The sequence below is a fragment of the Syntrophales bacterium genome, from assembly GCA_023229765.1.
Classification (GTDB): domain Bacteria; phylum Desulfobacterota; class Syntrophia; order Syntrophales; family UBA5619; genus DYTH01.
Genome location: JALNYO010000010.1, coordinates 70,607 through 96,646, shown reverse-complemented (window position 1 = coordinate 96,646; position 26,040 = coordinate 70,607). Strand labels below are relative to the sequence as shown.

The 26,040-nt window shown below is 53.5% G+C and carries 23 protein-coding genes; 7 read left to right on the top strand and 16 right to left on the bottom strand.

The genetic code is table 11. The annotated features are described in order from the left end of the window. Positions 1-62: 62 nt before the first annotated feature. Together M0P74_07660 and M0P74_07655 are read right to left on the bottom strand one after the other, a co-directional pair. A complete protein-coding gene (locus M0P74_07660; GenBank protein MCK9363458.1) occupies positions 63-1,166 on the bottom strand; it encodes a hypothetical protein in 1,104 nt (367 codons plus the stop codon). Positions 1,167-1,339: 173 nt separating this feature from the next. Further along, positions 1,340-3,184: a PEP-utilizing enzyme gene (locus M0P74_07655; GenBank protein ID MCK9363457.1), complete on the bottom strand. Its 1,845-nt coding sequence runs from the start codon at positions 3,182-3,184 to the stop codon at positions 1,340-1,342. A gap of 720 nt (positions 3,185-3,904) precedes the next feature. On the opposite strand from M0P74_07655, the gene M0P74_07650 reads away from it, so the two are divergent. The 7 genes from M0P74_07650 to M0P74_07620 all read left to right on the top strand — a co-directional run bounded on the left by M0P74_07650 (position 3,905) and on the right by M0P74_07620 (position 12,283). Further along, positions 3,905-5,074 (top strand): 2-hydroxyacyl-CoA dehydratase family protein, encoded by a 1,170-nt coding sequence (locus M0P74_07650; protein MCK9363456.1) that lies wholly within the window; start codon positions 3,905-3,907, stop codon positions 5,072-5,074. Positions 5,075-5,104: 30 nt separating this feature from the next. Next, positions 5,105-6,484: a 2-hydroxyacyl-CoA dehydratase family protein gene (locus tag M0P74_07645; protein ID MCK9363455.1), complete on the top strand. Its 1,380-nt coding sequence runs from the start codon at positions 5,105-5,107 to the stop codon at positions 6,482-6,484. Positions 6,485-6,540: 56 nt separating this feature from the next. Further along, a complete protein-coding gene (locus M0P74_07640) occupies positions 6,541-7,341 on the top strand; it encodes an acyl-CoA dehydratase activase (protein MCK9363454.1) in 801 nt (266 codons plus the stop codon). A 24-nt stretch (positions 7,342-7,365) separates the two neighbouring features. Then, positions 7,366-8,142, top strand: a complete 777-nt coding sequence (locus M0P74_07635) for an acyl-CoA dehydratase activase (GenBank protein ID MCK9363453.1) — start codon at positions 7,366-7,368, stop codon at positions 8,140-8,142. Between the two features lie 25 nt (positions 8,143-8,167). Next, positions 8,168-10,018, top strand: a complete 1,851-nt coding sequence (gene iorA / locus M0P74_07630; GenBank protein ID MCK9363452.1) for an indolepyruvate ferredoxin oxidoreductase subunit alpha — start codon at positions 8,168-8,170, stop codon at positions 10,016-10,018. A 2-nt stretch (positions 10,019-10,020) separates the two neighbouring features. After that, positions 10,021-10,620, top strand: a complete 600-nt coding sequence (locus M0P74_07625) for an indolepyruvate oxidoreductase subunit beta (protein MCK9363451.1) — start codon at positions 10,021-10,023, stop codon at positions 10,618-10,620. Positions 10,621-10,684: 64 nt separating this feature from the next. Continuing rightward, complete coding sequence (locus tag M0P74_07620) at positions 10,685-12,283, top strand: acyl--CoA ligase (protein ID MCK9363450.1); 1,599 nt, start codon at positions 10,685-10,687, stop codon at positions 12,281-12,283. 136 nt (positions 12,284-12,419) lie between these two features. Here the strand turns inward: M0P74_07620 and M0P74_07615 are convergent, their stop codons facing one another. From M0P74_07615 to M0P74_07550, 14 genes are all read right to left on the bottom strand, one after another. Next, entirely contained in the window at positions 12,420-14,483 is a 2,064-nt protein-coding gene (locus M0P74_07615) for a KUP/HAK/KT family potassium transporter (protein ID MCK9363449.1), read from the bottom strand. A 137-nt stretch (positions 14,484-14,620) separates the two neighbouring features. Then, positions 14,621-15,763 (bottom strand): S-methyl-5-thioribose-1-phosphate isomerase, encoded by a 1,143-nt coding sequence (gene mtnA, locus M0P74_07610; GenBank protein MCK9363448.1) that lies wholly within the window; start codon positions 15,761-15,763, stop codon positions 14,621-14,623. Continuing rightward, positions 15,763-17,196, bottom strand: a complete 1,434-nt coding sequence (gatB, locus tag M0P74_07605; protein MCK9363447.1) for an Asp-tRNA(Asn)/Glu-tRNA(Gln) amidotransferase subunit GatB — start codon at positions 17,194-17,196, stop codon at positions 15,763-15,765. Before gatB ends, mtnA begins: the two co-directional genes overlap by 1 nt. Further along, positions 17,196-18,653 carry an Asp-tRNA(Asn)/Glu-tRNA(Gln) amidotransferase subunit GatA gene (gatA, locus tag M0P74_07600; GenBank protein ID MCK9363446.1) on the bottom strand — a complete coding sequence of 486 codons (1,458 nt, stop codon included), beginning with the start codon at positions 18,651-18,653 and terminating at the stop codon, positions 17,196-17,198. Before gatA ends, gatB begins: the two co-directional genes overlap by 1 nt. A 97-nt stretch (positions 18,654-18,750) precedes the next feature. Continuing rightward, on the bottom strand, positions 18,751-19,047 hold the full coding sequence (gene gatC / locus M0P74_07595) for an Asp-tRNA(Asn)/Glu-tRNA(Gln) amidotransferase subunit GatC (protein ID MCK9363445.1): 297 nt from the start codon (positions 19,045-19,047) through the stop codon (positions 18,751-18,753). Between the two features lie 234 nt (positions 19,048-19,281). Next, positions 19,282-19,710 (bottom strand): type II toxin-antitoxin system VapC family toxin, encoded by a 429-nt coding sequence (locus M0P74_07590; protein MCK9363444.1) that lies wholly within the window; start codon positions 19,708-19,710, stop codon positions 19,282-19,284. Continuing rightward, a complete protein-coding gene (locus M0P74_07585; protein MCK9363443.1) occupies positions 19,707-19,979 on the bottom strand; it encodes a type II toxin-antitoxin system Phd/YefM family antitoxin in 273 nt (90 codons plus the stop codon). The genes M0P74_07590 and M0P74_07585 overlap by 4 nt, the downstream gene beginning before the upstream one ends. Before the next feature lie 243 nt (positions 19,980-20,222). Then, positions 20,223-21,044: a cytochrome c gene (locus tag M0P74_07580; GenBank protein ID MCK9363442.1), complete on the bottom strand. Its 822-nt coding sequence runs from the start codon at positions 21,042-21,044 to the stop codon at positions 20,223-20,225. After that, a complete protein-coding gene (locus tag M0P74_07575) occupies positions 21,017-21,433 on the bottom strand; it encodes a hypothetical protein (protein ID MCK9363441.1) in 417 nt (138 codons plus the stop codon). Before M0P74_07575 ends, M0P74_07580 begins: the two co-directional genes overlap by 28 nt. Before the next feature lie 33 nt (positions 21,434-21,466). Then, positions 21,467-22,087: a cytochrome b N-terminal domain-containing protein gene (locus tag M0P74_07570; protein MCK9363440.1), complete on the bottom strand. Its 621-nt coding sequence runs from the start codon at positions 22,085-22,087 to the stop codon at positions 21,467-21,469. A gap of 75 nt (positions 22,088-22,162) precedes the next feature. Beyond that, positions 22,163-22,555, bottom strand: coding sequence for a Rieske (2Fe-2S) protein (locus M0P74_07565; protein MCK9363439.1), 393 nt, complete (start codon positions 22,553-22,555; stop codon positions 22,163-22,165). Next, the gene (locus tag M0P74_07560; GenBank protein MCK9363438.1) at positions 22,510-23,760 is read right to left on the bottom strand and encodes a cytochrome c3 family protein; all 1,251 of its coding nucleotides are present in this window, start codon (positions 23,758-23,760) and stop codon (positions 22,510-22,512) included. The genes M0P74_07565 and M0P74_07560 overlap by 46 nt, the downstream gene beginning before the upstream one ends. After that, positions 23,714-25,552: a hypothetical protein gene (locus M0P74_07555; GenBank protein MCK9363437.1), complete on the bottom strand. Its 1,839-nt coding sequence runs from the start codon at positions 25,550-25,552 to the stop codon at positions 23,714-23,716. The genes M0P74_07560 and M0P74_07555 overlap by 47 nt, the downstream gene beginning before the upstream one ends. A gap of 187 nt (positions 25,553-25,739) precedes the next feature. After that, the gene (locus tag M0P74_07550; protein MCK9363436.1) at positions 25,740-26,036 is read right to left on the bottom strand and encodes a hypothetical protein; all 297 of its coding nucleotides are present in this window, start codon (positions 26,034-26,036) and stop codon (positions 25,740-25,742) included. Positions 26,037-26,040: the final 4 nt, after the last annotated feature.

The following is a 26,040-nucleotide window of genomic DNA, read 5'->3' as shown; positions in this document are numbered from 1 at the left end:
TTCCGGGTTGCTTTGACTTCAGGGCGCAAGCCCCTTTAATTATCCGCAAGCTTCCTTACCCTTTACGCCTTTGGCGGCGCTGGCGGTTTTGGCTCAGTCAGCGGCCAGAAATTGAAAAACCCCGTGTAAGCGGCAATAACAGGAAAGGTAAAGCCCAAAAGTGCGGTGGCGATCCAGAGTTCCTGCACATAACCAGCGGCGCTTCCACTTGGCAGAGGACCGGCGATGAGCAAGCTGAACCAGCGATAGAGATAGTACATGACGACTGCGAGAATGATATTGAGGATGATCAGGATTATCCCTTTTCCTGGTTGTTTCATAGTCTGCACCGGAGAAGTCTGCAGCAAAAGAAGCATAATGAACTCTCCAAAGATTATGCTGATCGGAACTCTCACAGTGAATGCAAACACGTCCATTCCCATGTTATCTACAAAAATCACCTTGATTATATACGCGCTGATGATTGCCACGATACTGACCACAATTCCCCAGATGGGTTGTTTGCCAAAGGCAGGGGCCTTCGGCGGAATAAGGCTTAATGGCCAGAAGTCGAGTTCCACCCAGGCCAGAATGACGGCCAGGGCCGTAAGAAAGAAGGCTAAGCTCGAAAAGGCATTAAACGCTCCGCTTGGGGGCATAACCGCTGCGTAGAAAGGGGCGCCATTCATGAAATCAAAATTGAATAATGTCTTGAAGAGTATCCAGGATAATGCGTAAGCAACTATAAGCGTGCCAAAACCCACGAAGGCGGGGTGGTCGCCCTTGATGCCGGATGCCGGCCAGCAGCCCCATACAACGACGCACCAAAATGTCATAATAACTGTCATAATCGTGAAGAATATAAGAGGCGGCGTGGGTGGCGTCACGAAGCCTCCCACGGTCTTGATCGACCATGCAGCGACAACAGACCCGACGATCATGTTTAACAATAAAAGATACAGCCCTTTCAAGGGTTGCTCTAATTTTGCCGCGGGCGCCGGGTAGTCGGCTTTCCAGACCATTCCTATGATGATGGAAAATGGGATGAGGCACATGGCCAGCTCCCCTGCCCAGGGGATAAATGTCTCTGGCTTAAACCAGGTGATAATGCCAAAGGCGATGAAAAATACAACCGCTGTTCCCAAAATACCCAATAAAGGCTGCGTAATTTCTCCTTTTTGATTCATAATGCACCCCCCTATTTTTTATTTTTGCTGGAACTTTCTGCTGCAATACCACGCAATAAGTGACAATAATTCTTCCTGATTAATAATATCCCTTCCTTCCGGCACTATTAACAAAACCCTCTGATGATGCACTGGGGGTACTGTTCTTGTACCCCCAGACAACAAGTGCATCTTTAAGCTCCTGCCCTTTTCACTATTGTGACAATCCCATTACCGCCATCAACCCTTAATATGTCGCCTGTCTTAATGATTGAGGTTGCAACTCCAGTGCCCGTTACAGAGGGCAAGCCATACTCGCGCGCGACTATGGAAGCGTGACATGTAAGTCCGCCAATGTCGGTCACGGCAGCCTTTATCTTTGTAAAGACCGGCGCCCATGATGGGTTGGTGGATGGACAAACCAGAATCTCGCCGGCTTTGAGTTCAACAATATTTTGGGCAAGTTTGATTACCCTTGCCGGTCCTTCAACAACCCCTGACGATGATGCAAATCCTTTTATTTCGTTTGCAGATAAATCGGCGCCCTTCAGCCACTCTTCAACCTTGTCGCTGGTTATACCCCAAAGCATCACGGTAAATGGCTCTGACACCTCTTCAGGCGGCATTCCCAGTCCGGGGACAGGCTCCCATTCTCTTGCAGCCGCAAGTATCTTTTCTCTCTTCTCTACCTTCTCCATCCAGTATTTACTTCTCGTAGGGGCGCCCACGCCCAATGCCCAGGCGGTCACCATATCCTCCAGCAGCATTGGCACTTCAAATCTATTGAAGAGAAAGATATCGTCCGTCTTCTTCAATACATTATACTTTACCAGCAGATTTCCAAACTTCCTTACCTTATCGAACCATATCGTATGGAACCAGTTCTCTACCCAGAAGATGTGGTTTTCGGTGAACTGATATATTGTTCTGACCGCATTATAGGCATCTTCAAAAGACTTTCTATCATCCTCAGCCATTATGAGCTTTTTGTACTCTTCAACAATGCCTTCCCTCTCTTTTTCGATGGCCGCGAACGACCGCTCGATCTTTTCCCCTTTCTCAAGCCTTTCCACGTAGCTCTGCATATAGCTGAAAGGCACGTCCAGTTTGGTTATCCAACTACCTTCATAGTGAAACCAGCCGCTTGCACAGGATACAAAGAACCATGGATCCTTTATCTTCTCAAGCTCCTCCAGCCATGCCCGGCCCTCGTGTGTGCTCTGCAATTCTTTCATCTTCTCGTCAGCCGATATATTCTTTTTAAGAATGTCGCCAACAGGCCGCTGCGCCACAGCCAATCTGCTTAATCTGCACAACTCTTCATCAGGGCGGAACATGGCTGCATCAATGCCAGCAACCATTTTCATAACCGCGCCCTCTTTTATACCCGGGAATAATTTTTTGGCTGTATCCACAAACATCAGATAGGCAAGGTAAGCGAGGTTCAGATACTCAAAGTGGTACTGCCATCCTAAAAATATCTGGTTTACTAATGTATTGAACGCCGCTATCACTTCATACGCCGGGGTATAGCCTTTTGTCACAGGGAAAATATCCTCATCCGGCACATACTTTGGAAGTTCTTCCGGCACCTTTACATTTTGCATATCCCTTCCGAGAGCCTTGAACTTCTCAAGCCATTTCTCCCATAGCATATCGTAATTCTGCAGGATGTAGGGCAGCCTTTTCCCAAAAACTTCCGCCTTTTCTCCGATAACCTCTGGCGGCGGCGGTTCAACAGCCGATATATACATATAGCAGCCTAACATCCTCTGCTGCACCCCCTGGGCAGGAGGGATACAGAAAACCCTCGTGGTATATTGGGAAAGAGATATCTGCCATGCCTCATTGAAGATATCATCGAGCGGATACAGCGCTTCCGGATCATGGATCTTATCCTGATACCAGAAATGCCTCTTTTCCCAATCATCTCTATCACTGCTGAATAAACGATGCGGCGGGTACATCTCCTCCCAGCCTGCCATTGCCGGCGGGAACTTTACTTCTTCTGCATAAGGAAACTTTTTTTCTTCTGCCATAATAAAACCCCCCTTTTTATAAAAAATTGTTCCGGTCTCCTGAATTCCACGCTACGCGGCCAGCATAATTGACCTGTCTGCCCCCTCCTTCCTCGACTAATGGTCAGATAATTGTAATTTCCAATCATCAGCATGCTGAAATACTTATCAACATCCTCCATTGTGAAAAGGCCGCGCATGCTTTATAGCCCGTAAAAAGCATACGCGGAAAATCATATTCTGTTGTTGTAAAGTGGCAGTTCTTGAGATTTGAGGATATCCCTCTATGGCTGGCCTTATATTATAGAGAAAATCCCCTTGTCAACGCTATTATTTTTATAATATCCATAAGATAAACTTATGAAATATGCGCACCCGAACTGGACGTCCGGCAGGCCGTAACAGATGCGCTGATGATGCGCGTTCAAATTCCTGTCATTGGGGTCAGTGGAGTCAACATCCTGAAAGAAAAAAGCTCTTGACAAGGAAGGAAAATTTATCCATAAGTCCCAGCATTAAACTTATCTATGGCTATAAAATGATCATGCATTCAGCACCTGCCCGGGAGAAAGCATTAGCGATTTCGTCTGAGAACACGCCTCTCCACTTACTCGGAATTTACGTGAAATTGTTTACTGAATTATGCATGTTCTCATCATTCGTTGTCCAATATTGAGAATGTTATTAGTAATCAAGCGAAGCTTCATATCCATAAAGCGAAGCGACTGGAAAAGGTAACCTATGTCAGAAGAGAAGATCGCCGGCTATGGCTTATCCAAAGCGGAGGGATTATACTGGAACTATGGTGTCAGGGTAAAAGAGCTGAAGGAGCAGGGGCAAAAGGTTATTGCCTACGTCTGCGCCCTCGTTCCCTTGGAGATCATCGCGGCCGCGGGCTTCATCCCGCTCCGGATAAGGGGCGACGTCAATGAGCCGATTACCAAAGGCGACGTTAACCTGGAGACAATCGCCTGCCCCTACGCAAGAAGCTGCTTTGACGTTTCCGTGAAGGGCCGGTACAGCTTTTGCGACGGTTTGGCAATCCCCCACAGTTGCGACAGCATCGCCAGAACCTACAGCGTCTGGCGGTATGTGCTCGACTTCCCCTACTCCCATTTTGTTAATGTCCCCCATACCGCCAATGGCTCCTCTCTGGATTTTTTCAGGGCGGATATCGAAAATTTCCGCAAAAGCCTGGAACAATTTGCGAATAAAAAAATATCCGACTCTGACCTGGCCCATTATGTTGAGCTGTACAACGAGAACAGACGAAAGGTAAGGGCCCTGTACGAGTTGAGAAGGCAGGATCCGCCCCTGCTTGCCGGCTCGGAAATGATTAAGATTCTGCTGGCATGTTTGAGCTTGCCGGTTCAGGAAGCGAATCAATTGCTTATTGAAGTGCATGAGGAAATCAGCGGGAGAAAGGAAAACGGCATCAAAAAGCTGCCCCGGATAATGGTCTTCGGCAGTACGATAGACAATCCCGCCTTCATGAGTCTCATAGAAGAGAGCGGGGCCAATGTCGTTGTGGACAATCTCTGCATCGGGACAAGGGAATTCTGGCCGCAAACGCCGATCACGGCTGATCCTCTGGACGGCATTGCTGATCGTTATCTGAAAAGGATAAATTGCCCGCGGACCTGCAAAGAGCGAAAAGAGGGAGAGACCTTTGCCGACGATCTGGAGTCGAGATTCGGCGATATGGGCGCCTTGATCCGGGATTACGCCGTGGACGGGGTAATCCTCTACATCTACAAATACTGCGATCCCTTCGGGTTTGAGATTCCGGCAAGAAAGGCCTACCTTGAATCGCTGAATGTGCCGGTTCTCTATATTGAAGATGAGTATTCCGCAGGTACCATCGGCAGCCTGAGAACAAGGATTCAGGCGTTTCTCGAGGTAATTGAGTAATGCCGATTCACTTTGGGGAGGCGCTGACAAATGGCTGAAGTAGCGGAGAAAAAGAAAAGAAGGACAGCAACCGCGGCCGCCGGCAGAATCGGCGGCATGGTAAAGGCGACCATCGGCGGCGCCCTGAAGGCCCGGCAGGAAGGAAAAAAGTCTGCCTACACCTTTATAAGTTCCAGTTACGATGAGATAATCCGGGCAATGGACATAGTCCCCGTCTGGACGGAGAATTATGCCGGCATCTGCGGCGTAAAGCGCGACGTCAACAGGTTCCTGGAAAGGGCGGAGTCTTTGGGACTTTCCCGCTCTTTATGCACGTATGCGCTGTGCGGGCTCGGCTTTGACCATATGCGCGAAGAGCTCGGCGGCATGCCTCCCAATGCCCCCTGGGGCGGACAGACAAGACCCGACATGATGCTTTCGAGCGGCCAGATCCTGTGCGACCCGAGAAACAAATGGTACCAGGCCGCACAGCAGTTTATGCCGGACGTCCCCGTTTATAATGTTGACCTGCCGTGGCCGCTGTACGAGGATAATGTCGAAGTGGCCGATGTCGCCGATTATTATATAAAGCATATTATGGAGGAACTGCACGGACTGATCAGTTTTCTGGAGAAGCAGACCGGCCGGAAGATGGACTATGACCGGCTCGCTGAAATTGTTGCCTTGAGCGAACGCACCTGGGATTTGATCTGGGAGACCTATGAATTAAGAAGGGCTGTGCCGACCCCGATGGACACGGGCGACGCAATGAACACGATGGTCCCCATGGTGTTCATGATGGGAACCCAGGAGGCGTATGATTTTTATTTGGATCTGCACCGGGAGCTGGAGGAAAGAATTGCCCGTAAAGAGGGCGTCATCGAGGATGAAAAATACCGGCTGCTCTGGGGCGGAGGGCTCCCCTCCTGGTTTGCGCTTACCGATTTTAATTATTTCAACAGCAAAGGGGCGGTCTTCCCGGCAGAGACGACATACCGCATGATTGAGCCCATCGACCGGCTGAACATCCCCAGAACCAGCGACCCCGTTGAGCGACTCGCCTGGCGATGGCTCCGCTACTGGACGTACTGGTATGACAAGGCAAAAAAACGGCCCGGATCGGAGCCGGATGTAGAACGTTTAATCCAGTATATTGAAGATTATCAGATTGACGGCATTGTCATGCACGAGGCTTTTTCCTGCCGAACCTGGCATCTGGGGCTGATCTGGCAGTTGAACCAATTGAAAAAGATTTACCGGCCGATCCCGGTTTTGAGCCTCGGTAAGACGGTGAACAGGGAAAACCCCTCGCTCATCCTGGAAAGCGACATCGTCGATATGAGCTCCTACTCCGAGGTGGAAACCAGGAGCAAGATAGACGCCTTCATCGAAACGCTGGAATCGCTGAAGGCCCATAAAGAGGCGTCGTGACAGAAAGCAAGGCTTCATCTTCAAAATATTTCGCCGGCATTGATATCGGCTCTACCATGACCAAGGCAGTAATAGTTAATGGGGGAATAGTATGTTCCGTGATCGGCCCAACCGGCCCGGAACAAAGGAAACTGGCGGGTAAAGTAATGCAGGAAGCCTTGAAGAAGGCCGGCCTTTCCTTTGAGGAAATAAGCTATCTGGTCGCTACCGGCTATGGCAGAATCAACGTGCCTTTCGCGGACAAGCAGATAACGGAAATCTCCTGCCACGCCCGGGGCGTAAACAGTATCTTTCCGCAGGCAAGAACGATAATCGATATCGGCGGGCAGGATGTCAAGGGGATCAAGATAGACGCCAAGGGCAAACCAGTCGATTTTGTGATGAATGACAAGTGCGCGGCCGGCACCGGCAGATTTCTGGAGGTTATTGCCGGAACGCTGGGGATAGAGCTGGTCGCGCTGAGCAAAACTGCCGAGGAAAGCAAAAACCCGGCACGGATAAGCAGCTTATGCACCGTTTTTGCCGCCCAGGAGGTGGCGTCCCGCTTATCCGAAGGAGCGCTCTTGGGCGATCTGGTCGCCGGCATCCACCAATCGGTCGCCGAGCGCATTCTCCGTACAGTCAGCCGGCTTGCTGTGGAAAAAGAGGTTGTTGTTACCGGCGGCGGCGCCAAAAACGGGCATCTGGTGAAGGTGCTCGCGGAAAGGTTGGGATATGCGGTTCTGGTTCCCCCGGAGCCGCTGGTAACCGGGGCCATCGGCGCGGCGCTGCTGGGAAAGGATAAATTCCAGGCGACGCCTGCCGGGGAACTGCCGAAAAGACCCCGCAATTGGGGTGAAGTAACGTTTTTTAATTAGCATTGGGGAAGGAAAACCGGACGGATGCAGCACGTAGCCGGCATTGATATCGGGGCAGGTTCTTCAAAGGCGGTTATAGTTGCCAACGGCAAGCTGCTTTCCCGGCACATAATCCCCTCGGGTGGAAACTACAAAATGGCGGCAGAAGTTGTTCTTGACGCCGCGCTGAAAAAGGCGGAGCTCTCCCGCGGCGATATCGCCTGCATAGTCGCCACGGGCGGCGGGGCAGTCAATGTAGCTTGCGCAGACAAGACTTCGTCTGATATTTTATGCCAGGGACGGGCGGTTTCCCGTTTTCATCCGTCGGTGCGAACGATTGTTGACGTGGGAGACCTTTCCAGCAAGGTCTCCCGGATTGACCAAAGCGGAAAAACAGTCGCTTTTTTGTTGAGCGGCAAATGCGCGGGGGGAAGCGCCCGAATTCTGCAGGTGATTGCGCGGGTTTTACAGGTAAAGATTGAGGAAATAGGCCCTTTGTCGCTTACCTCGCAAAACCCCGTCAGATTTAATACGCAGTGCGCCGTCTTTGCAGAAACAGAAGCTGTCTCGAGAATTGCCGAGGGCCTGGCCAAAGAAGACCTGCTGGCCGGCATCCATCTGGCCCTGGCGGCGCAGCTCTATACCCTTGCGGAACGGATCGGCATCGAGCAGGATTGCGCATTGATCGGGGGCGGGGCTAAAGATATGGGTCTAATCAAGGCCATACAGGAGATAGCGGGGCATGAATTTATCGTCCCCCTCGAACCTCAAATCATGGCGGCTTATGGAGCGGCCATCATAGCCGAAGAGAACGTTGCTTAAAATATAAAAAAAGGAGAAAGCTAACATGAACGAGTTATTGCTGGATAGTCCAGAGAAAAAAATGCTGATGCTCGGCAATGAAGCCATTGTCCGGGGCGCAATCGAGGCGGGCGTGGCGGTTGCAACCTGCTACCCCGGAACCCCCTCTTCGGAGATCGGGGACACCTTTTTCAAAATCCAAAAGGAAAGCGGCGTTTATTTCGAATACGCCATCAACGAAATGGTCGCCATGGAGGTTGCCGCTGCGGCGGCCATTGCAGGGGTACGGGCGATGTGCAGCATGAAGCATGTCGGCGTGAATGTTGCCGCTGATTTCCTGATGTCGCTTGCCTACGAGGGGGTGAAGGGCGGCTTTGTCCTTGTCTCGGCGGACGACCCCTCCATGTTTTCCAGCCAAAACGAACAGGATAACCGCATGTACGGCAAGTTCTCCGGCCTGCCGGTTCTGGAGCCGTCCTCCATTGCCGAAGCCAAAGAGATGGCCCGCTATGCCTTTGACCTTTCCGAAATGCTGCAGGAACCGGTTATCCTGAGAACCACCACGCGCATTAACCATTCCACCGGGGTTATTTCGCTGGGACCGATCGCCGGGAAAAATTCCAAAGGCTCTTTTCCGAAGGAACCCTTGAGAAATACCCTTATTCCGAGCGTTTCGACGAAATTGCACAAGGTCCTGCTTGCCAATTATGAAAAGGCCGCCGGGGAATCCGACCAATCCCCGTACAATTTTGTTTCCGGCGAGGGCAAGTTGGGGATAATCACCAGCGGCGTAAGCTTCAATTACGTGAGCGACGCCCTGCAGGATCTCGCGCTGACATCCCGGGTAAGCGTCCTGCGCATCGGTTTTTCCCATCCGCTGCCGGACAGGCTGATCAAGGATTTTATCGCCAAATGTGAGAAAATTCTGGTCGTTGAAGAGCTGGAACCCTATCTGGAAGAGGGGGTGAAGGTTAAAGCCCAGGAAATCGGCAGCGTCATCCCGATCAAGGGGAAGGGCTACGGGCTTTTTTCCCGGGCCTATGAATTCAGCCCCAGCATGGTGCGCAAGGTTATCGCTTCCTACTTTGGGGTAGCGTGCCCGACGAAGGAGGCGGTAAACATCGACATCCCCAATATTCCTCAGCGCCCCCCCAACCTGTGCGCCGGCTGTCCCCATCGGGCAACCTATGCCGCCATGCGTCAGGCCTGCGGAGACGAACCGATTTACACAAACGATATCGGCTGTTACACGCTGGGGGTGCTTCCCCCCTTAAGCATGTCGGATTTGTCCATCTGCATGGGGGCCAGCATCGGCATGGGCTCCGGCATAGGCACGGCAACGGGCAGAAAGGTTGTCTCCTTCATCGGCGACTCCACCTTCTTTCATTCGGGAATCCCGGGGCTGATAAACGCCTTGCATAACGGCCACAACCAGACGGTCGTCATCATGGACAACGGGACAACCTCGATGACCGGCTTTCAGCCTGATCCCGGCACAGCCATGGAAAATATGGGCTTCAACAACCTGAGCGTCTCGATCGAAGCCCTGGTGAACGGCATCGGGGTCAAGCATGTGACCGTCGTCAAACCGTTCAAGTTCAAAAAGACGGTGGAGCAAATCAAGGAGGCCATCGCCTTCCCGGGGCTTTCCGTAATCATTTCCCGCGAAATATGCCCCATGTATGAAAAGACCTTCAAAAAACAGGAAAAACGGTCATACTTTGTTGACCACAGCAAGTGCAAGAATCATCGGGTTTGCCTCAATACGCTGGCCTGCCCGGCGTTCTATCTGGAAGGGGAGCAGGTGGAAATTGATGAAGCAAGCTGCATCGGCTGTACGCTCTGCGTTCAGGTCTGCCCGGAAAATGCCATAAGACTCAATAAGATAGGAGAATAATAATGGATATGATAAGAATTGTCATTGTTGCCGTGGGCGGCCAGGGGAACCTCCTTGCCTCCCACCTGTTGGGAGAAGCGGCCCTGGCGCATGAGGTGCCTGTGCAGATCAGCGAAATTCACGGGATGGCGCAAAGGGGCGGGGTTGTAGAATCCTCCATCCTGCTGGGCAAAGCGCAAAGCAATATAATCTCCCCAGGCGAAGCGGATATCCTGGTTAGTTTTGAACCGCTGGAAACCCTAAGAGCCATTGGAAAATGCAATAAAGACTCTATAGTCCTTTCCAACACCGCGCCTTTGCCCCCCTTCACCGTGGCAATCGGCATGGGCGTCTATCCGCCGGTTGAGGAAACGATGAACCTGATCGGCGCGCAGGTTAGGAAAAACATCGCCTTCGACGCCTCGAGTCTGGCTCGCCAAGCGGGAACTTTATTGAGTCTTAACATGGTGATGCTGGGCGCTCTGGCCGGAACCGGGCTGATACCCGTCTCGGCGGACATGCTGAAACAGACGATCAGCGAAAAAACAAAGAAGGCCTTTCTGGAAATGAACCTCAAGGCCTTTGATCTGGGCTATGCCGTAAGCTCCGGCGCTATTCATTAACGACATATTATAAAATGTAGGGGCGGGTTTCACACCCGCCTCGGCTGATAAGGGAGGAACGACATTGAATCTTGCAACATTTTCAGGATTGAACGCGAGTAAATTTCCGGAAAGAGAATTCATTATCGAGAGTTATCCTTCCCGGAATTTCCGGAGAAGCTTCACCTGGCGGCAGTACAACGAGCAGGCCAACCGGATTGCCAATTACCTGCTGAAAAACTGCGGCATTAAAAAAGGCGACATCGTCCTGCACCTGATGATGAACTCGATAGAATGGCACGCAAGCTACATCGGGGTATTAAAGACAGGAACGACGGTGACCCCTTTGAACTTCCGCTTCGCGAGCGGCGATATCAAGTATGCCGCCGACGTCGCCAAATGCAGGGTCTTCATCTTCGATGAGGTTTTCCTGCCGAAAATTCAGCCCCTCATGAAGGAAATGGACTACTGCAAATATTTCATCTGCCTCGGCGACAACGTCCCGGAGGGGATGATCTCCTATCGGGAGATAGCGGAAAAGGGCGACAGCACAGAGATTTGCGTGGAAACGGCCGACGACGACATGGCGGAGCTGATGTTTACCTCCGGCACCACCGGGGCGCCGAAGCCGGTCTCCCATACCCATAAAAGCCTTTTCTTTACAGGGATAGGCAACGGCCTTTCCTTAAACGACGGCTATTACAGCGTTTATCTTACACCTCATCCTTTCTATCACAGCGGTTCGCTCTTCCATTCATTCCCCTCTTACATCGCCGCCGGCAAAATACTGATGCCGATGGAGTTTAAACCGGAGTATTACATAAGATCCCTGGCAGAAGAAAAATGCACGGGGGGATTCAATACCGTTCCCACCTGGTCTGACCTGATTAATGCCATCAAGGCGGGAAAGATTGACCTTAAAGACTATGATCTTTCGGCCTTGAAACATATAGAGCTGGGCGCCCAGCCGGTGCCCCACGTGCTTCTGGAAGATTCCAAGCGAATATTCCCCAAGATCAAGTTTGGCATTACCTATGGAATCACCGAAGGGGGGGGAGGGTTCACCGCACTCTGCCAGGACGAGCATCTTTTGGAGAAGCCGGGCTCTATCGGCAAGGCTACCGCCTTTATGGAGATCAGAATTGTTGACAGCAACGACAAGGAGGTTCCGCCGGGAGTAATCGGCGAGCTGCTCCTCAAGGGGCCCCGACTGATGAAGGAATACGCCTTCAACCCCGAGATGACGGCTAAGACCATTGTTGACGGCTGGCTCCATACCGGCGATCTTGCCTACAAGGATGAGGAGGGGTTCATTTTCTTTGCCGACCGGGCCAAGGATCTCATCATCCGGGGGGGAGAAAACATCTTTCCCGTCGAGATCGAGGATTTCCTAAGAAGGCATCCGAAGGTGCGGGACGTCGCCGTTATGGGCTTCCCCCATGTCCGGCTCGTGGAAATTGTCTTTGCCGTAATCGAGGCCAAAGAAGGCGAAACGCTAACCGAAGGCGAGATCCTTGATTTCTGCAAAAAGAGTGATTTTGCGAAATACAAATGGCCGGAAAAGATCATTTTTGCCCCTGTTCCCCGTAACCCCTCCGGTAAGATTGAAAAACCCAAACTACGGGATTTTTATGTAAAACCGGCAAAAGAGGCGTTGGATGCGGAATATAAAAAAAGGACTTGAACTTCGGGACCCTGCATTTCTTTTGATGTAATTTCGCAATGCTCTGGGCGGACATGGCGAAAACAAGATGTTGGCTTGAGGAGACAGCATGGTTTTGAGGAATTTCAGTCTATAAAAAAAGATATTTAAAAGTCGCTTATTTCTTTAAATCCATGCCTGATTTCAGCTCGGCGGGATCGTCGTCGAGGACGATCACGTGGGCGAATTTGCGCCCGATGACAACCGGGATGATCGTTTTGTTGCGCCCGGCAAACTCGCGCAGACCAAAATAGCGATCGGCGGAATTGGTAAAGCGCATGATCGTCAGGAAAAATCTCAACATCAGCCGTCGGAAAAGCCGTAAAGAGGAGTCGAGCAATATCTCCTCCTCGCCGACTTGAATGGTCCAGCGCCTCTCATTTATCCGTAAGAGCCCTTTCCTCTTGAGCGTCCGCAGCAGAACAGGAACATCGGGTTTCTGCGTGTAGCCATAGCGGGCGTTGACAGCTACGGTATTCACGCCGAGTGAAATCACGTCAAAGCGCTCCGCGTCGGGAACGACCGGCCTGCTTAACTGGGCGACGTTCAGCAGGATAATGTGTTTGGGCATTGCGCCGTTGCGCCGGATATAGATTCTCAGGCCGATTGGGCAGGGGTCTGCGGGCGACAGGATGGGTCTGGAGGTCATAAAAACAATGGCCCGTTCGACCTGGGCTATGCTGCGCATGCCAAACTGGGTGCGCAGGTGCGGGCTTTCGGTCATTTGCTGCTTCAACTCCAGGTAACGCTGGAGGGGAACATTCAGAAACTCGGAAAAGGCGAAGGCCAATTGCGCCCTCCCCCACTGCCAGGTCTTCATCAGATAAAAAAGGAACAGGGCGATCACGATCGGAACGAAACCGCCGTCAAGGAACTTCAGGGTGTTGGCGGAAAAGTAGGCAAGCTCGATCAGGAGGAACAAAAGGCAGGCCGGACCGATCAACTGCCGCTTCCATCTCCAGCCCCGCGCTACCAAATAAAAGATGAACGTTGTGATGGCCATTGTTGCCGTAACCGCGATGCCATAAGCCGCAGCCAGCGAACTCGACGTTCTGAAGCCTATCACCAGAAGCAGGCAGCCGGCCAGGAGAAGCCAGTTCACCGCGGGGATGTAAATCTGCCCTTCGATTTCGGCCGACGTGAAGACAATGTTGATGCGGGGGAAAAACCCCAGGACAATTCCCTGCCTGGTCATGCTGAAGGCGCCCGAAATCAGCGCCTGCGAGGCGATCACCGTGGCCATAGTCGCCAACGCGACGACCAGATAGATGATCGGATCGTACTGCGGAAAGAGGGCATAGAAGAGATTGTTGTTGGGAACGGGCGCACTGTCGAGCAGCCGCGCCCCCTGACCAAAATAGTTTAAAAGCAGGCAGGGAAAAACGAACGAGTACCAGGAAAACTGGACTGCCCGGCGACCGAAATGGCCCATGTCGGCATAAAGGGCCTCAACGCCGGTGATGGCGAGCACAATCGCCCCCAGCACGAAGACCACCCGGATGCCGTGGGCATGGAGAAATTGGAGGGCATACAGCGGATTGACCGCCTTAAGCACAACGGGATGAGCGATGATCCAGACGAGCCCAGCCACGCCGATGGTGATGAACCAGACGACCATGATCGGTCCGAAGGTGCCGCCGACGCGCGCCGTGCCGCGACTCTGGAACAGAAAAAGCAGCAGCAGCGTAACCGCGGTCAGCCAGATGATGGCAGGTTTGAAGGCCGACGTTATCACCTCGAGCCCCTCATAGGCCGAAAGCACCGAGATCGCCGGAGTGATGACGCCATCGCCGTAAAGAGTGGCCGCGCCGATCATGACGGCAGTAGTAACTACCCACATAAACCTTTTGGGCTTTACGTCTTTGGCATGCTGTTCCCTGATGATCCCGAGGAGGGCGAAGATGCCCCCTTCGCCGTGAAAGTCGGCGCGCAGCACCAAAAGAACATACTTGAGGCACACGATAAGCAGCAAAGTCCAGAAAACCAGTGACAGAACGCCCAGAACATTTTCCAGATTCCGCGCCAGCGGATGCGCCCCGAAGAAGGTCTGTTTTATCGCATATAGGGGGCTCGTCCCGATATCGCCGTACACCACCCCCAGCGCGGAAATGCCCAGCACCAGCAAGCTTGTCTTTTTGGAAACGCCGCCCTCAACGTCTGTTGCTGCGGGAGAAGAATTCAATTCAATAACAACCTTTCTTCATGTCTAATCTTTTTCCGGCCGGGCAGTTATAGAAATAAGGCAGGGATGTGTCAAGAGAAATCGGCTCAGGCTTCCCGGACCGCAGGGTCGGCGCCACAGCAAAAACCCCGGTCGAATTATTTTGCGGACGGCTGATGAAGAGATTTGATGCCGGCGTCAAAGGGCGGACGGATGACGCCCTTTTCGGTGATGATCGCGGTTATGAGGTCTGCCGGGGTGACGTCGAAGGCGGGATTCCAGACGCAGACGCCTGCCGGGGCGGTCTGGGCGCCGCCGCAGTGAGTTACCTCGGCGTGATCCCGCTCCTCGATGGGGATCTGGCTGCCATCGGCGAGGGAGGTATCGATTGTCGAGAGGGGGGCGGCGACATAGAGGGGGAGTCCGTGGGCGCGGGCAAGGACTGCGAGTCCATAAGTACCGATCTTGTTTGCAGTATCGCCGTTCGCGGCGATGCGGTCGGCCCCAACGATCACCAGATCGACCTTCTTTTGTTTCATCAGAAAAGCCGCCATATTGTCGGTAATCAGTGTGCAGGGGATGCCTTCGCGGGTCAGTTCCCATGCGGTAAGCCTTGCCCCCTGGAGAACCGGGCGTGTTTCGTCGGCGTAAACGTGGAGTTTTTTGCCTTTTTCCCAGGCCGCCCGAACGACGCCGAGGGCCGTTCCATAGCCGGCGGTGGCGAGCGCCCCGGCGTTGCAGTGGGTAAGGATCCGGGCGCCGTCGGGTATTAAATCGCTGCCGTTTTGGCCGAGGCGGATGTTGATCGCGATATCCTCCTCGCATATCTGAATGGCCTCGGCGATCAGGATATTTTGAATAACCGCGATATCCGTTGCACTGATTGACTGGGGAGAACTGGCTGGGGATAAATAATTGTGATTTTCCAAACTTTGACCGTTTTTTGACAACTGCTTCAGGGATTCGTTAAAACGGCCGCGCATTCGCTCTATCCCCCAGAACAGGTTCCGGGCGGTCGGGCGGGAGGCCGAGAATTGACTGCATATTTCGTCAAAATTATGCTCTATCTGGAGGGGTGACTCGCCGGAGAGGGAAAGGGCGCCGAGGGCGATTCCCATTGCCGCCGCGACGCCGATGGCCGGAGCGCCGCGGACCGTCAGGTTTTTGATCGCAGCGACAATCTGCCGGTAATCGGTGCAGGTCAGATAATTCTCCTCGATCGGCAGGGCCCGCTGATCAAGCAGGATGACGGCGTTGTCTTTCCAGAAAAGCGTCTGGATCGGGTCCTTCAGGGGATCCATTAATGTTTTGCCAGCATTTTTTTCAGCAGGTCGTTAAGCATCTGGGGATTGGCCTTGCCTCCGGTCGCCTTCATCGCCTGACCGACAAAGAAACCGAAGAGCTTTTCCTTTCCGGACTGATACTGGGCGACCTGCCCGGGGTTTTTTGCCAGGATTGCGGAAAGTGTTGCCGCGAGGGCATCCCCGTCGGTGATCTGGACGAGACCCTTTTCCTTGATGATCTCTTCCGGCGTTCCGCCGGTTTTGTACATCGCCTCGCTGATATCCTTGGCCATCTTGCCGCTGATCGTCCCCTCCTGAATCAGCCTGATCATCGCGGCGAGGTTGGCTGGGGAAACCGGGCACTCCCCGACGGTTTTCTTCTCGTCGTTCAAAAACCGCAGGATATCGCCCATTACCCAGTTCGCGGCCGCCTTCGGCTGTCCGGAAAGGCGGGCGACCTCTTCGAAATAGTCGGCAAGCGCCCGGCTTTGGGTAAGCACCCCGGCGTCATAGGCGGAAAGCTGGTATTCGCTGGAAAAACGCTCCCGCTTTTCCAGGGGCAACTCCGGCATGGCGCGGCGGATTTCGTCTTGCCACTCGTCGTCAACCACTATGGGAACAAGATCAGGTTCGGGGAAATAGCGGTAGTCGTGGGCCTCCTCCTTGCTCCGCATCGATTTGGTCACCCCCGCAGCGTCGTCCCACAGGCGGGTTTCCTGCACCACCACGCCGCCGCTTTCGAGCAGGTATTGCTGACGTTTGATCTCGTATTCGAGGGCGCGCTGAACATTCCGGAAGGAATTCATGTTCTTGAGCTCGGTCCTGGTGCCGAATTCCTTCTGTCCGACCGGACGCAGGGAGATATTCGCGTCGCAGCGGAAGCTCCCCTCCTCCATGTTGCCGTCGCAGATCTCCAGATAGACAAGGATTTCGTGAATCCGCCGGAGATAAGCCGCCGCTTCCTCAGCGCTGCGAAGGTCCGGATCGCCCACGATCTCGATCAGGGGCACCCCGGTGCGGTTCAGATCGACATAGCTCGCCGGACTGTTTTCGTCGTGAATCAGCTTGCCCGCATCCTCCTCCATGTGGATGCGGGTTATCCCGATCCGCTTTTTGCCGCCCTCGGTTTCGATATCGATCCAGCCATGTTCAACGGGCGGCTCGGCGTATTGGGATATCTGGTAGCCCTTCGGAAGATCTGGATAAAAATAGTTTTTTCGGGCGAAACTCGATTCCCGGTTGATCTTGCAATTGGTTGCCATCGCCATTTTCAGCAGAAAATCGACGACCTTTTTGTTCAGCACCGGCAGCACCCCGGGCATCCCGAGGCAGACCGGGCAGGTATGGCTGTTCGGCTCCGCGCCGAATTTGGTGGAGCAGTCGCAGAAGATCTTGGTATCAGTCAAAAGCTGGGCGTGCACCTCCAGCCCGATTACAGGTTCAAAATTCATTAGAGATTAGGTCTCCTTTTCTCGATTTGGGCGTGTTTTTCGTACTCCGAGGCGATCTGGAGCAGACGGCCCTCTTGGAAGTGCCCCGCCAGAAACTGTACCCCAATCGGCAGACCGGAGGCGCTGTAGCCGCAGGGTACGGATATCCCGGGAATTCCCGCCAGATTTGTCGAAATGGTAAAAAGATCGGAAAGATACATCTGCATCGGGTCGTCCGTTTTTTCGCCGATGCGGAAGGCTGGGGTCGGCGTCGTCGGCGTCAGAAGCGCGTCGCAGGTCTTGAACGCCTCGTCGAAATCCCGCTTGATCAGCGAGCGCACCTGAGAGGCCTTCTTATAATAGGCGTCATAATACCCCGATGAAAGCGCATAAGTACCTATCATAATGCGCCTTTTTACCTCGTTTCCAAACCCTGCCGAACGGGTTTTTTTATACATGTCTAAAAGGTCGCGCCCCTCCGGAAAACGGAAGCCATATTTAACGCCGTCGTAACGGGCGAGATTCGAGGAGGCCTCCGCCGGCGCCACGATATAGTAAACGGCGAGGCAGTATTCCGTATGGGGAAGCGAAACCTCCACGCATTGGGCGCCGGCTTCCTCGATGGTTTTGATTGCCCCGCGGACCGCCTCCTCAACCTCGGGGTCGAGCCCGCCTACAAAATACTCCTTCGGAATGCCAACTTTCCAGCCAGCGATTCCCTTGCCGAGAAACTGCCGGTAATCGGGTACTTCCTGATCAGCCGACGTCGAATCGCGTCTGTCGTAGCCGGAAAGGACATTCATCATGAGCGCGCAGTCCTCCACATCCTTTGTGAACGGGCCGATCTGGTCGAGAGAGGAGGCAAAGGCAATGAGCCCATACCGGGAAACCCGGCCGTAGGTAGGCTTCATTCCGACGATGCCGCAAAGAGCCGCCGGCTGGCGAATTGAGCCGCCCGTGTCAGAGCCGATCGCGGCGATGCACTCGTCTGCCGCTACAGCCGCCGCCGAACCGCCGCTGGAGCCGCCGGGAATTCTCTCTAAATCCCACGGGTTTCTGGATGTGCCATAAAACGATGTCTCGGTGGAGGAGCCCATTGCAAATTCATCCATGTTGGTCTTACCGGTGAATACCGCCCCCGCCTCGCGCAGTTTCTCAATGACGGCCGCGTCGTACGGCGGCACGAAATTGGAAAGCATCCGGGAGCCGCAGGTCGTAAGGGTTCCCTTTGTGCAGGCGATGTCCTTCAGCGCGATCGGGATGCCGGCCAGCAGCCCGCCTTCGCCTTTTTTAATCGCCTCGTCAGCCCGTTTCGCCTCGGCAAAAGCCGTCTCTTTCATCAGCGTGATATACGCATGGACATCCTTTTCCACCGCCTCAATTCGGGCAAAGGATGAGGCCGTTATCTCCTCGGCGGTGGTCGCGCCGGAACGGAGTTTTTCTTTAAGTTCGTGAATTGTCAGTTGATTCAATTCCATAAAGCATTTCTCTTTCTTCTCTTAATTGGGGACAGCCACTGATCTTTCGTGACCCCCGGTTTGCACCGGCGTGACGATTTGTTACGATTTCTCCTCGTTATTCGATTATCTTCGGCACCTGGAAAAACCCGCCGCGTGTCTCCGGCGCATTGGCGAGCGACTGCTCCGGGGGAAGGGACTCTCCGACGACGTCCGTCCGGAAGGCGTTCTTGCGCAGGGTCGCGTTGGCCAGCGGCGTCACCCCTGCCGTATCCACCTCGGAGAGCTTATCCATATAACTGAGGATATCGTTCATCTGGGCGGTGAATTTTTCCGTTTCCTCTTCCTTGAATTCGAGACGTGCCAGATGGGCCACATAGGCGACTTCATCCTTGCTGATCTTGATATTATCCAATTAAATCACCTCGTTTTTCAATTATCCAACGGCGAAAACGCGCTGCCAACTTACCCTTATAATGTTCGGGAGTAATATTTCTTTCAGCCGTGAAAATCAAGCCGTTTTTACCGAATGGTGTCCAAACGGGTTTTAAGATAATTTTTATTCGGGCGAGCTACATCAATACCTCGGCGGCAAAGATGCACACGGCAGCGTCAAGTTTTTCATTTTCTGTTAGAGATATTTAAGCAATTAAAGCCACCCCGCCGGCAGGCCTTCGGCCAGATTGTGGGAAATGGCCTCGGAGGCGATCAGGCGATGAGCACGCGCATCGAAGGTGAGCCACATGCCTCCCAACTGGCGGGCAAGCGCCGCGTAACACGCGTCGTAACCGGTGAGCCCGTCCGCCACTAAGTTTGCCGCATCGCTGGCCAGTTGCTCGGTCATTGGCTGCCGGAGAACTCCACCCTGAATCAGCGGCAGAACGCCCTCGACGAAAACTTCACGCCCGCGGGGATGAATGCGACAGAGAACGGAAAACACCTCAAAACAGAACAGCTCCGGAATCGCAAAAAATTCCGGCTGATCGATCCAGCGCTTCAACACGGCATCGGCAGGGGAATTGCGCTCTTCTGCAAGGAACCACTTCACGGTAACGGAGGCATCAACGATCCAGATCATACTTCATACCCTCTTAACTCTCGTAGCACATCCGTGCTGCTTTTTCCCCCGATTCGCCCGGCCCGAAGGGATTCTATCTTCTCAAGAAGCTCCCGCTTTTTTTCTTCCGTCTGAAAATCGAGAAACCGTCTTTCAAACTGTTCGGGTGTAACCAACACGGCCCGAACCTTTCGTCCCTTGCTGATAAGAACCGGCTCTCCGGTTTCGCTGAGTTCCTCCAAGATTGCGCCTAACTGATTTCTTATCTTCAACGCGTTAACATTTTTCATGATTTGTTCCTTCAGCCCTTTCTCTTATAGAGGTTTAACAATCATAAAAAGCAGACCATACACTTCATGTGTAGATGTATATATACACATTTCTGAAGACAATGCAATTGGCTATAGAGCAAAGGGCAGGCCCAAAGGGTTCTTATTTTCTGATAATGCCATCAAAAAGGAATCGCTGTACTTACAACATGTAAGAGAAGGGGGGAGCTCACTTCAATCAACCGAATATTCAACGCTTAAAAACTACCTGGGTGCATCGGGCAAGGATTTATCGAGCTGGATGATTCCCCGCAGCTGCTCAAACTCCTCGGGTGCAAGCCGCACCGGCGGCATCATGGCGTTTATCCTGATATCACGTGGATTTTCCAGCCATTTCTTGAGCTTGTCGGGATTCCATGATTCCGCGTCGCGATACGTCCTGGGATAAAATTCGGAAAAAAGCCCGGACAGGTTCGGACCAATATAGCCGCTCCCCAGCCCGCCCGATTGTTCGCTGAGGATTTTGTGGCACTTGCCGCATTTTCCGGCAAATACGTTCTTCCGGATATTTTTCACGTCCTGAAAATGAACTATAAGGGCGGTTTCTCCCACCGGCGGCTTTTGAAATTTTGCACGCGCCAGGATGGCGTTCACCAGATCGGCAATCTGGGCGTCGTTCGCATGGAAGTTCGGCATGAAGAGCACCGGCACCCTGATTGACTCGTAGATATCACGGACCTTTCCAGTCGCTCCCGTCACATCGAGACTCCCCGCCAGATGGTTCCCCTTTTCCGCGTAACGATGACAGCGCCGGCAGGAGAATCGCTCCAGAAGTTTTTTCCCCCGCTCCGCCACCGGACTCCCCTCGATTTTATAGTGGGCAAATCTGCCGGCAACAAGATCATAATGGGCGATTTCCTTACGCCCGGTACGGTCGTCACCCCTGTGACAGCTCACACAGCTCCCCTTGCCGGAATAGTGAGGCTGGTGGCAGGTGATACAGACGCTCTGCCGGGCGGGAAAGGCGTAATCCGCGAGAGAGACCGCAAGTAATATTGCTACCAGACAGGCGCGATAAAAGACCAATTTTCACCCCTGAAGAACATGGCTATAATCGTCAACGCTAAAATGGCCGTAAACGTGACAACCGTGATGACTGTCACCGGGAACTGGCCGCCGGCAAACCATCTGGCCCGGGTGGCCGGGGGGCTGATCGGCAGCCAGGGGATGAGCAGAAAAAAAGCTCCGATCGCGGCGACCAGATACGAAAGATAGCGGGAATAGCTGACAAGTTCCTGAATCCAGAGCAGAAACCATGCCGACTTGACCGGATTGGGAACATGGCGGATGTCTGCCGGCGCCTGAAGCGGCGCCGTGATAAAGAACGCCAGCACGAAAACCGCCCCGCAGAAAAGCGCTGCCGCCAGTTTTATCAGGCGAAAAAAATGCGGCGAACTCTTTATGTAATCTTTCACAATCGCACCTCAGCGACTAAGATGAAAAAAGACTCACAGATACGGCAAAAGTCCCCGGTCTTTCCGGATGCGGTAGAAATGGAGAACGGAAAGAGAAAGTACCGACAGTGGCAGCAGCACGATGTGCAGTATATAAAAACGCAGCAGCGACATCGGCTGGCCGACTCCGTCGGGCACAAGGATCCCCCGTACCTGCGGTCCCGGAAACGTTGTCCCGACCAGCTCCATCCCCGTCTGGGTCGCCCACAGGCTGAGCTGGTCCATTGGCAGCAGATAGCCGGTGTACGCATCGAAAATCGTAATGCAGAGGAGTGAAAACCCGATCGCCCAGTTGAACTCACGCGGCTTGCGGTAGGCCCCGGTAAGTATGACCCGCAGGGTGTGGAGAAAAATGAGGACGAGAAAAAAGTGGGAAGAAAGCCGGTGCAGGCTCCGCAGATACCGCCCCCCCCAGACCGATTCTTCCAGAAACAGGATGGATTGAAACGCCCGTTCCGGCGCAGGCTGGTAATAAAAAAGGAGCAGCAGCCCGGAGGCGATAAGCAGTAAAAACGTGGTAAAGGCCAGCCCGCCCAGGCAGAAGGTATAGGTTATCCGCAGATTGCCCAGCAGTACAATCCGGGGAAATATGTGTTTAAAAAAATCCTTGAACAAAAAATCTTCTCCTCGCTGAGGGATTGCCGTCAAAATTGGCAAATGTTTCCGCTTCTTGTCTCTGTCAATCCATAATTACAGCAGTACCACAATCCGTCCGTCGCGTTCTTCCACCTTGTACTGCGGCAAAGGCCGGTCCGCCGGTCCCTTGATGACGATTCCCTTCCAGTCAAAACTGCTTCCGTGGCACGGACAGACAAGCTCATCGGTCGTCGCGGAAACGGTGCAGCCCAGATGGGTGCAAACCAGACTGACGGCAGATATTTTACCCGACTCCCTGATGATGGCGACTCGCGCCTCCTTATACACGAGGGCGCCGTTACTCGGAATGTCTTTCTCGGCCACGGCGAGCAACGTCTTTTTGCTCTTGGCGGCCGGTTTCAAAAACCTCGTCAGCGAGAGAAGCCCTGTTGCCAGAAACGCTAATGCGACGAGGAACCGTCGACGCGATTGACCAGTTTTTGCCATTTTTCCAGGTATCCTCTCCAATAAGCCGGCGTTTTTTTCGACATCCGCAGATAGCGTTCACGGGGCAGAAAATCTCCATTGACAACCTTCTGGCCAGTTCGCTCCCAGAAAGAGGGGAGCGTCATCCCGTCGGCAGGAAGGTTATAAATCCTGTCCTCTTTTTTTTCCATAATAAAACGCCGGGAATTTTCATGGCAGCCATCGCACATGAGAGTCCCCCGCCTTATCGTATGCGGGAAAAAGGCCTTCCATTCGGCGGCAAGCAGCCGGCTTTCCTTTCCTTCCGGCCGGTTGTTTTTGACGGTCGTTCCGTAGAAAATAAACTCGGGCCGGATTGGACTGACTCTGCCTGCGGCATTGACCCCCAAAGGCGGGGCATCCTGTTTCTTGAGATAGGAACTTTTCACATATTCCCCTCTGTTTTTGACTGCCTCAAACTCCCTCTGCACTGGGCTGTTTATAAAACGGAGATAGAAGGTTCCGTACTCCTGCGCCGCCCAGGCGGAATGGCAGGCATAACATTCCAGCTTTTCCATGTGAGCCTTTATGCGGTGCTCGACGACGGTTTTCTGCGCCTGATGGCAATCGACGCATTTCCGGGAAGACTTCGCCCCCGTAACGAGGCTTTTCATGGAGTGACAGGCCCCGCAGGTCATGCCCGCCTCCGCGTGAACGTCCGGGAGCATTTTCAGGGATTTTTCGCCAAAAGCTGCCTTGCCTCTCTGGTAACGGCTGCTGTCTTCCCGGGGCGCCATCCCGTAGTACTCCATCCCGACGTAATACCCCTTGTGACAGGCCATGCAGCTTTTGTCCGCTGCCTTGACGATGTTGTGCCCCTTCCCCCCGTGGCAGTCGGTGCAACTCTTCAGGTGGCAGGAGCCGCAGTTTTTTCCGAAAAAACCGGAGTCGCTGTTGCCGATAGTTCGCTGAACAAAGAGCTTCTCCCTGCTTCTGGTCGCCATGGCATGATCGAACAGGGCGCCGTAACCCTGATGGCAGCCGACGCAGCCGGCGGCATGATGCTTTCCGGATGCCGGATCGGCGATGACGTCCGGCTTTTCGCGGTGGCAGGATGCGCACGAAAGCGCCGCATGGATGCCTTTCAATACAACCTGATGACAGGATGTGCAGTTTTTACCGGCAGCGCCGCCCGCCGGGTTAATGAACAGCAAGCAGGCGGCGATGCAGCTTATCATCAAGCGCATTATAATCAAGTTCCTTTCGGTAAATCGGGTCTTTTGCCTTGTCATGACAAACGATGCAGAGATTGGCGGCGAGCGTGCGCCGCACCTCTTTTCCGTTCAAAGGGCGGGAATTTTCACGGGTGATGGCGGAGAAGGACCGCACCTTTCCCTGTTCCATGGTGATATAGCCGTCCAGCGGCTTGCTCTCCGATTTTTCGCAGATCATCGTGGCGTTTATGCTGTTTCCCTCGACCACATGCTGGCCGAAACCGAGAAATGATGGATTGGCGTGGCATTCATTGCACCCGATCGCCTTCGTTCCGGTATTATGCGAATAAAACGGGGCAAAACGCAACTGACTCTTTCCTTTGAACTTTGCCACGTATTCGTTTTTGGAAACAGTTCCATCCGCCTCGATGACGGTGACAAAAGTCTGACAACCGGGCGTGACAGGGGAAATCTTGCCCCGCTGATTCAGCGCCAGTGGAAACGGATAGAGCGCCCGGTAATCCTCGGTCTCGCTGAAGCGGCCGGGGGTGACCATTTGCTTGATATAATCTATCCCCGGCTTTGTTTTGTCATAGTTGGTGTGGCATCCATAACACTGGGCCACCGTGCGCGAATGGCAGGCATAGCATTCCAGACGGTCATGCCCGAAGACGGCATGCTCCGGAGTTCCGGAAATAACCTTGCTTTTGAACAGTTTCCCGCTCCTTTTGCCGAGAACATAGACAATCCCATCCTGGTAAAAAACATTGGAATACATCCGCCCTTTGGCGGTAAGCATCATCTTCATCCCCGGACGCATCTTGATCTTGTACTGCTGAGACTCGCGCAGCGCCTCATCGCTTTCCCTCGTTATTTCGCGGTACCGGGGCCGGGAATCTCCCCCGCCATGGCAATCCTCGCAACTGATCTCCGTCTGGAGATACATGTTTTCATACGCGTAACCGTCCCCCATGACGTCCCGCGAAGTATGACAGTCTATGCAGTCCATGCCCGCGACAAAATGAACGTCCGGGGCGATGTGGGTGGCATTGCGGTTGCCGCTCAACATGACCGGTCCGGGAGATCCGTTTCTGGTCGGCACGAGAGAGTTGCTGCCATCATTGAATCCCTCGTAGTAAAGGGCGATCCGGCCGCTGCGGTTGTGACAGCGAACGCAAACCTTGTTGTCTGGAAGTTTTTCCATCTGGTGGCTTGCGGAATAGGGTGATTTACCTTTGAGCGACGGCTCCTTCCCTTCGTAAGTCGCCCGGTCGTTGTATGGGAAATGGCAGGCCGCGCAGCCAGCCGCGTGGCTCGCCGTGTAAACGTTGGTGGTATCGATCCCCACATGGCACTGGGAACAGAACTTGCGGTACAATTCGCCGGAGAGATGATCGAGATCGGCGACACCGTTGAGCAGCAGCTCATGCCCCCGGGCGTCGAACACCCGGTCGGCCTTGCCCGCGTAAAGACGCCCGTTTTCACCTTCCCAGGTCAACTGGATATTCTTGATCATGCCAGTCGTCGTGTACATCAGATTGGAACGCATGCGGCTTAGCTGGTGGTAGTGACACTCTCCGCAGCCCTTTTCCCAGGTATCGGGAGCGGATGGATTCTTCGGTCCCAGCATGTTCTGATGACTTTTTTTGGCATCGAGCGTCCGGTCGTCTCCGCGATGGCAGGAAACACAGGAATGGTGAGCAGGAGAGAGTATCTCGATGCCCCTGTGGCAGGATTCGCAGGTCGATGTCCGCATATCCGGCTGGTTACAGCCGAGAAGAGACAGCAGAATCAAAAATGACGGAAAAAGCCGGTTATAAACCATTGGCGTCGATCACGGTTATGTCAGCAGTTGCGCTGATCGTCTTTACGGAATGCTTCTATAATCAACTCATCGCTCAGTCAAGCTGTTTGCACGAATTCTCAAAAAAGAACCGACGGGATTTCCCCCCGTCGGTCGCTTTCAACTGCTTGCTGTTGTCCGACACCGGACTTAACTGTCCCCGTGTCTGCTATTTCCCTTTCGTGCTGACGCTGACGGTCTTTTTGAATTCACGCCAGAGAAACGCATTCGAATTCATCGACCCGAACGGAAGGTACCAGAGCTTCACTTCGACATTCAGATCGTGCGCCAGCTGTTTATTGACCGTCTTCCCGTTCTCCTTTACATCGCCGAACGGATAAAGAATATCGAAACGCTCATGAACAGCCTTGCCGGGAGGGAGACCAGTATCCTCGATTATCCCGCTCTTTTCATAAGGGCCTCGTCCCATCCGGTCCCCCCGGGCCAATTGCTGCGGCACCGGCATGTAA

Coding starts and splice junctions, on each gene's coding strand:
- M0P74_07660 (MCK9363458.1), bottom strand. CDS start 1,166: ATGAATCAAAAAGGAGAAATTACGCAGCCTTTATTGGGTATTTTGGGA.
- M0P74_07625 (MCK9363451.1), top strand. CDS start 10,021: ATGGATATGATAAGAATTGTCATTGTTGCCGTGGGCGGCCAGGGGAAC.
- M0P74_07555 (MCK9363437.1), bottom strand. CDS start 25,552: ATGGTTTATAACCGGCTTTTTCCGTCATTTTTGATTCTGCTGTCTCTT.
- M0P74_07550 (MCK9363436.1), bottom strand. CDS start 26,036: ATGCCGGTGCCGCAGCAATTGGCCCGGGGGGACCGGATGGGACGAGGC.
- gatB (MCK9363447.1), bottom strand. CDS start 17,196: ATGAATTTTGAACCTGTAATCGGGCTGGAGGTGCACGCCCAGCTTTTG.
- M0P74_07645 (MCK9363455.1), top strand. CDS start 5,105: ATGGCTGAAGTAGCGGAGAAAAAGAAAAGAAGGACAGCAACCGCGGCC.
- M0P74_07565 (MCK9363439.1), bottom strand. CDS start 22,555: ATGGCAAAAACTGGTCAATCGCGTCGACGGTTCCTCGTCGCATTAGCG.
- mtnA (MCK9363448.1), bottom strand. CDS start 15,763: ATGGATCCCCTGAAGGACCCGATCCAGACGCTTTTCTGGAAAGACAAC.
- M0P74_07650 (MCK9363456.1), top strand. CDS start 3,905: ATGTCAGAAGAGAAGATCGCCGGCTATGGCTTATCCAAAGCGGAGGGA.
- M0P74_07635 (MCK9363453.1), top strand. CDS start 7,366: ATGCAGCACGTAGCCGGCATTGATATCGGGGCAGGTTCTTCAAAGGCG.
- iorA (MCK9363452.1), top strand. CDS start 8,168: ATGAACGAGTTATTGCTGGATAGTCCAGAGAAAAAAATGCTGATGCTC.
- M0P74_07655 (MCK9363457.1), bottom strand. CDS start 3,184: ATGGCAGAAGAAAAAAAGTTTCCTTATGCAGAAGAAGTAAAGTTCCCG.
- M0P74_07585 (MCK9363443.1), bottom strand. CDS start 19,979: ATGAAAAATGTTAACGCGTTGAAGATAAGAAATCAGTTAGGCGCAATC.
- gatA (MCK9363446.1), bottom strand. CDS start 18,653: ATGGAATTGAATCAACTGACAATTCACGAACTTAAAGAAAAACTCCGT.
- M0P74_07640 (MCK9363454.1), top strand. CDS start 6,541: ATGACCAAGGCAGTAATAGTTAATGGGGGAATAGTATGTTCCGTGATC.
- M0P74_07590 (MCK9363444.1), bottom strand. CDS start 19,710: ATGATCTGGATCGTTGATGCCTCCGTTACCGTGAAGTGGTTCCTTGCA.
- M0P74_07560 (MCK9363438.1), bottom strand. CDS start 23,760: ATGCGCTTGATGATAAGCTGCATCGCCGCCTGCTTGCTGTTCATTAAC.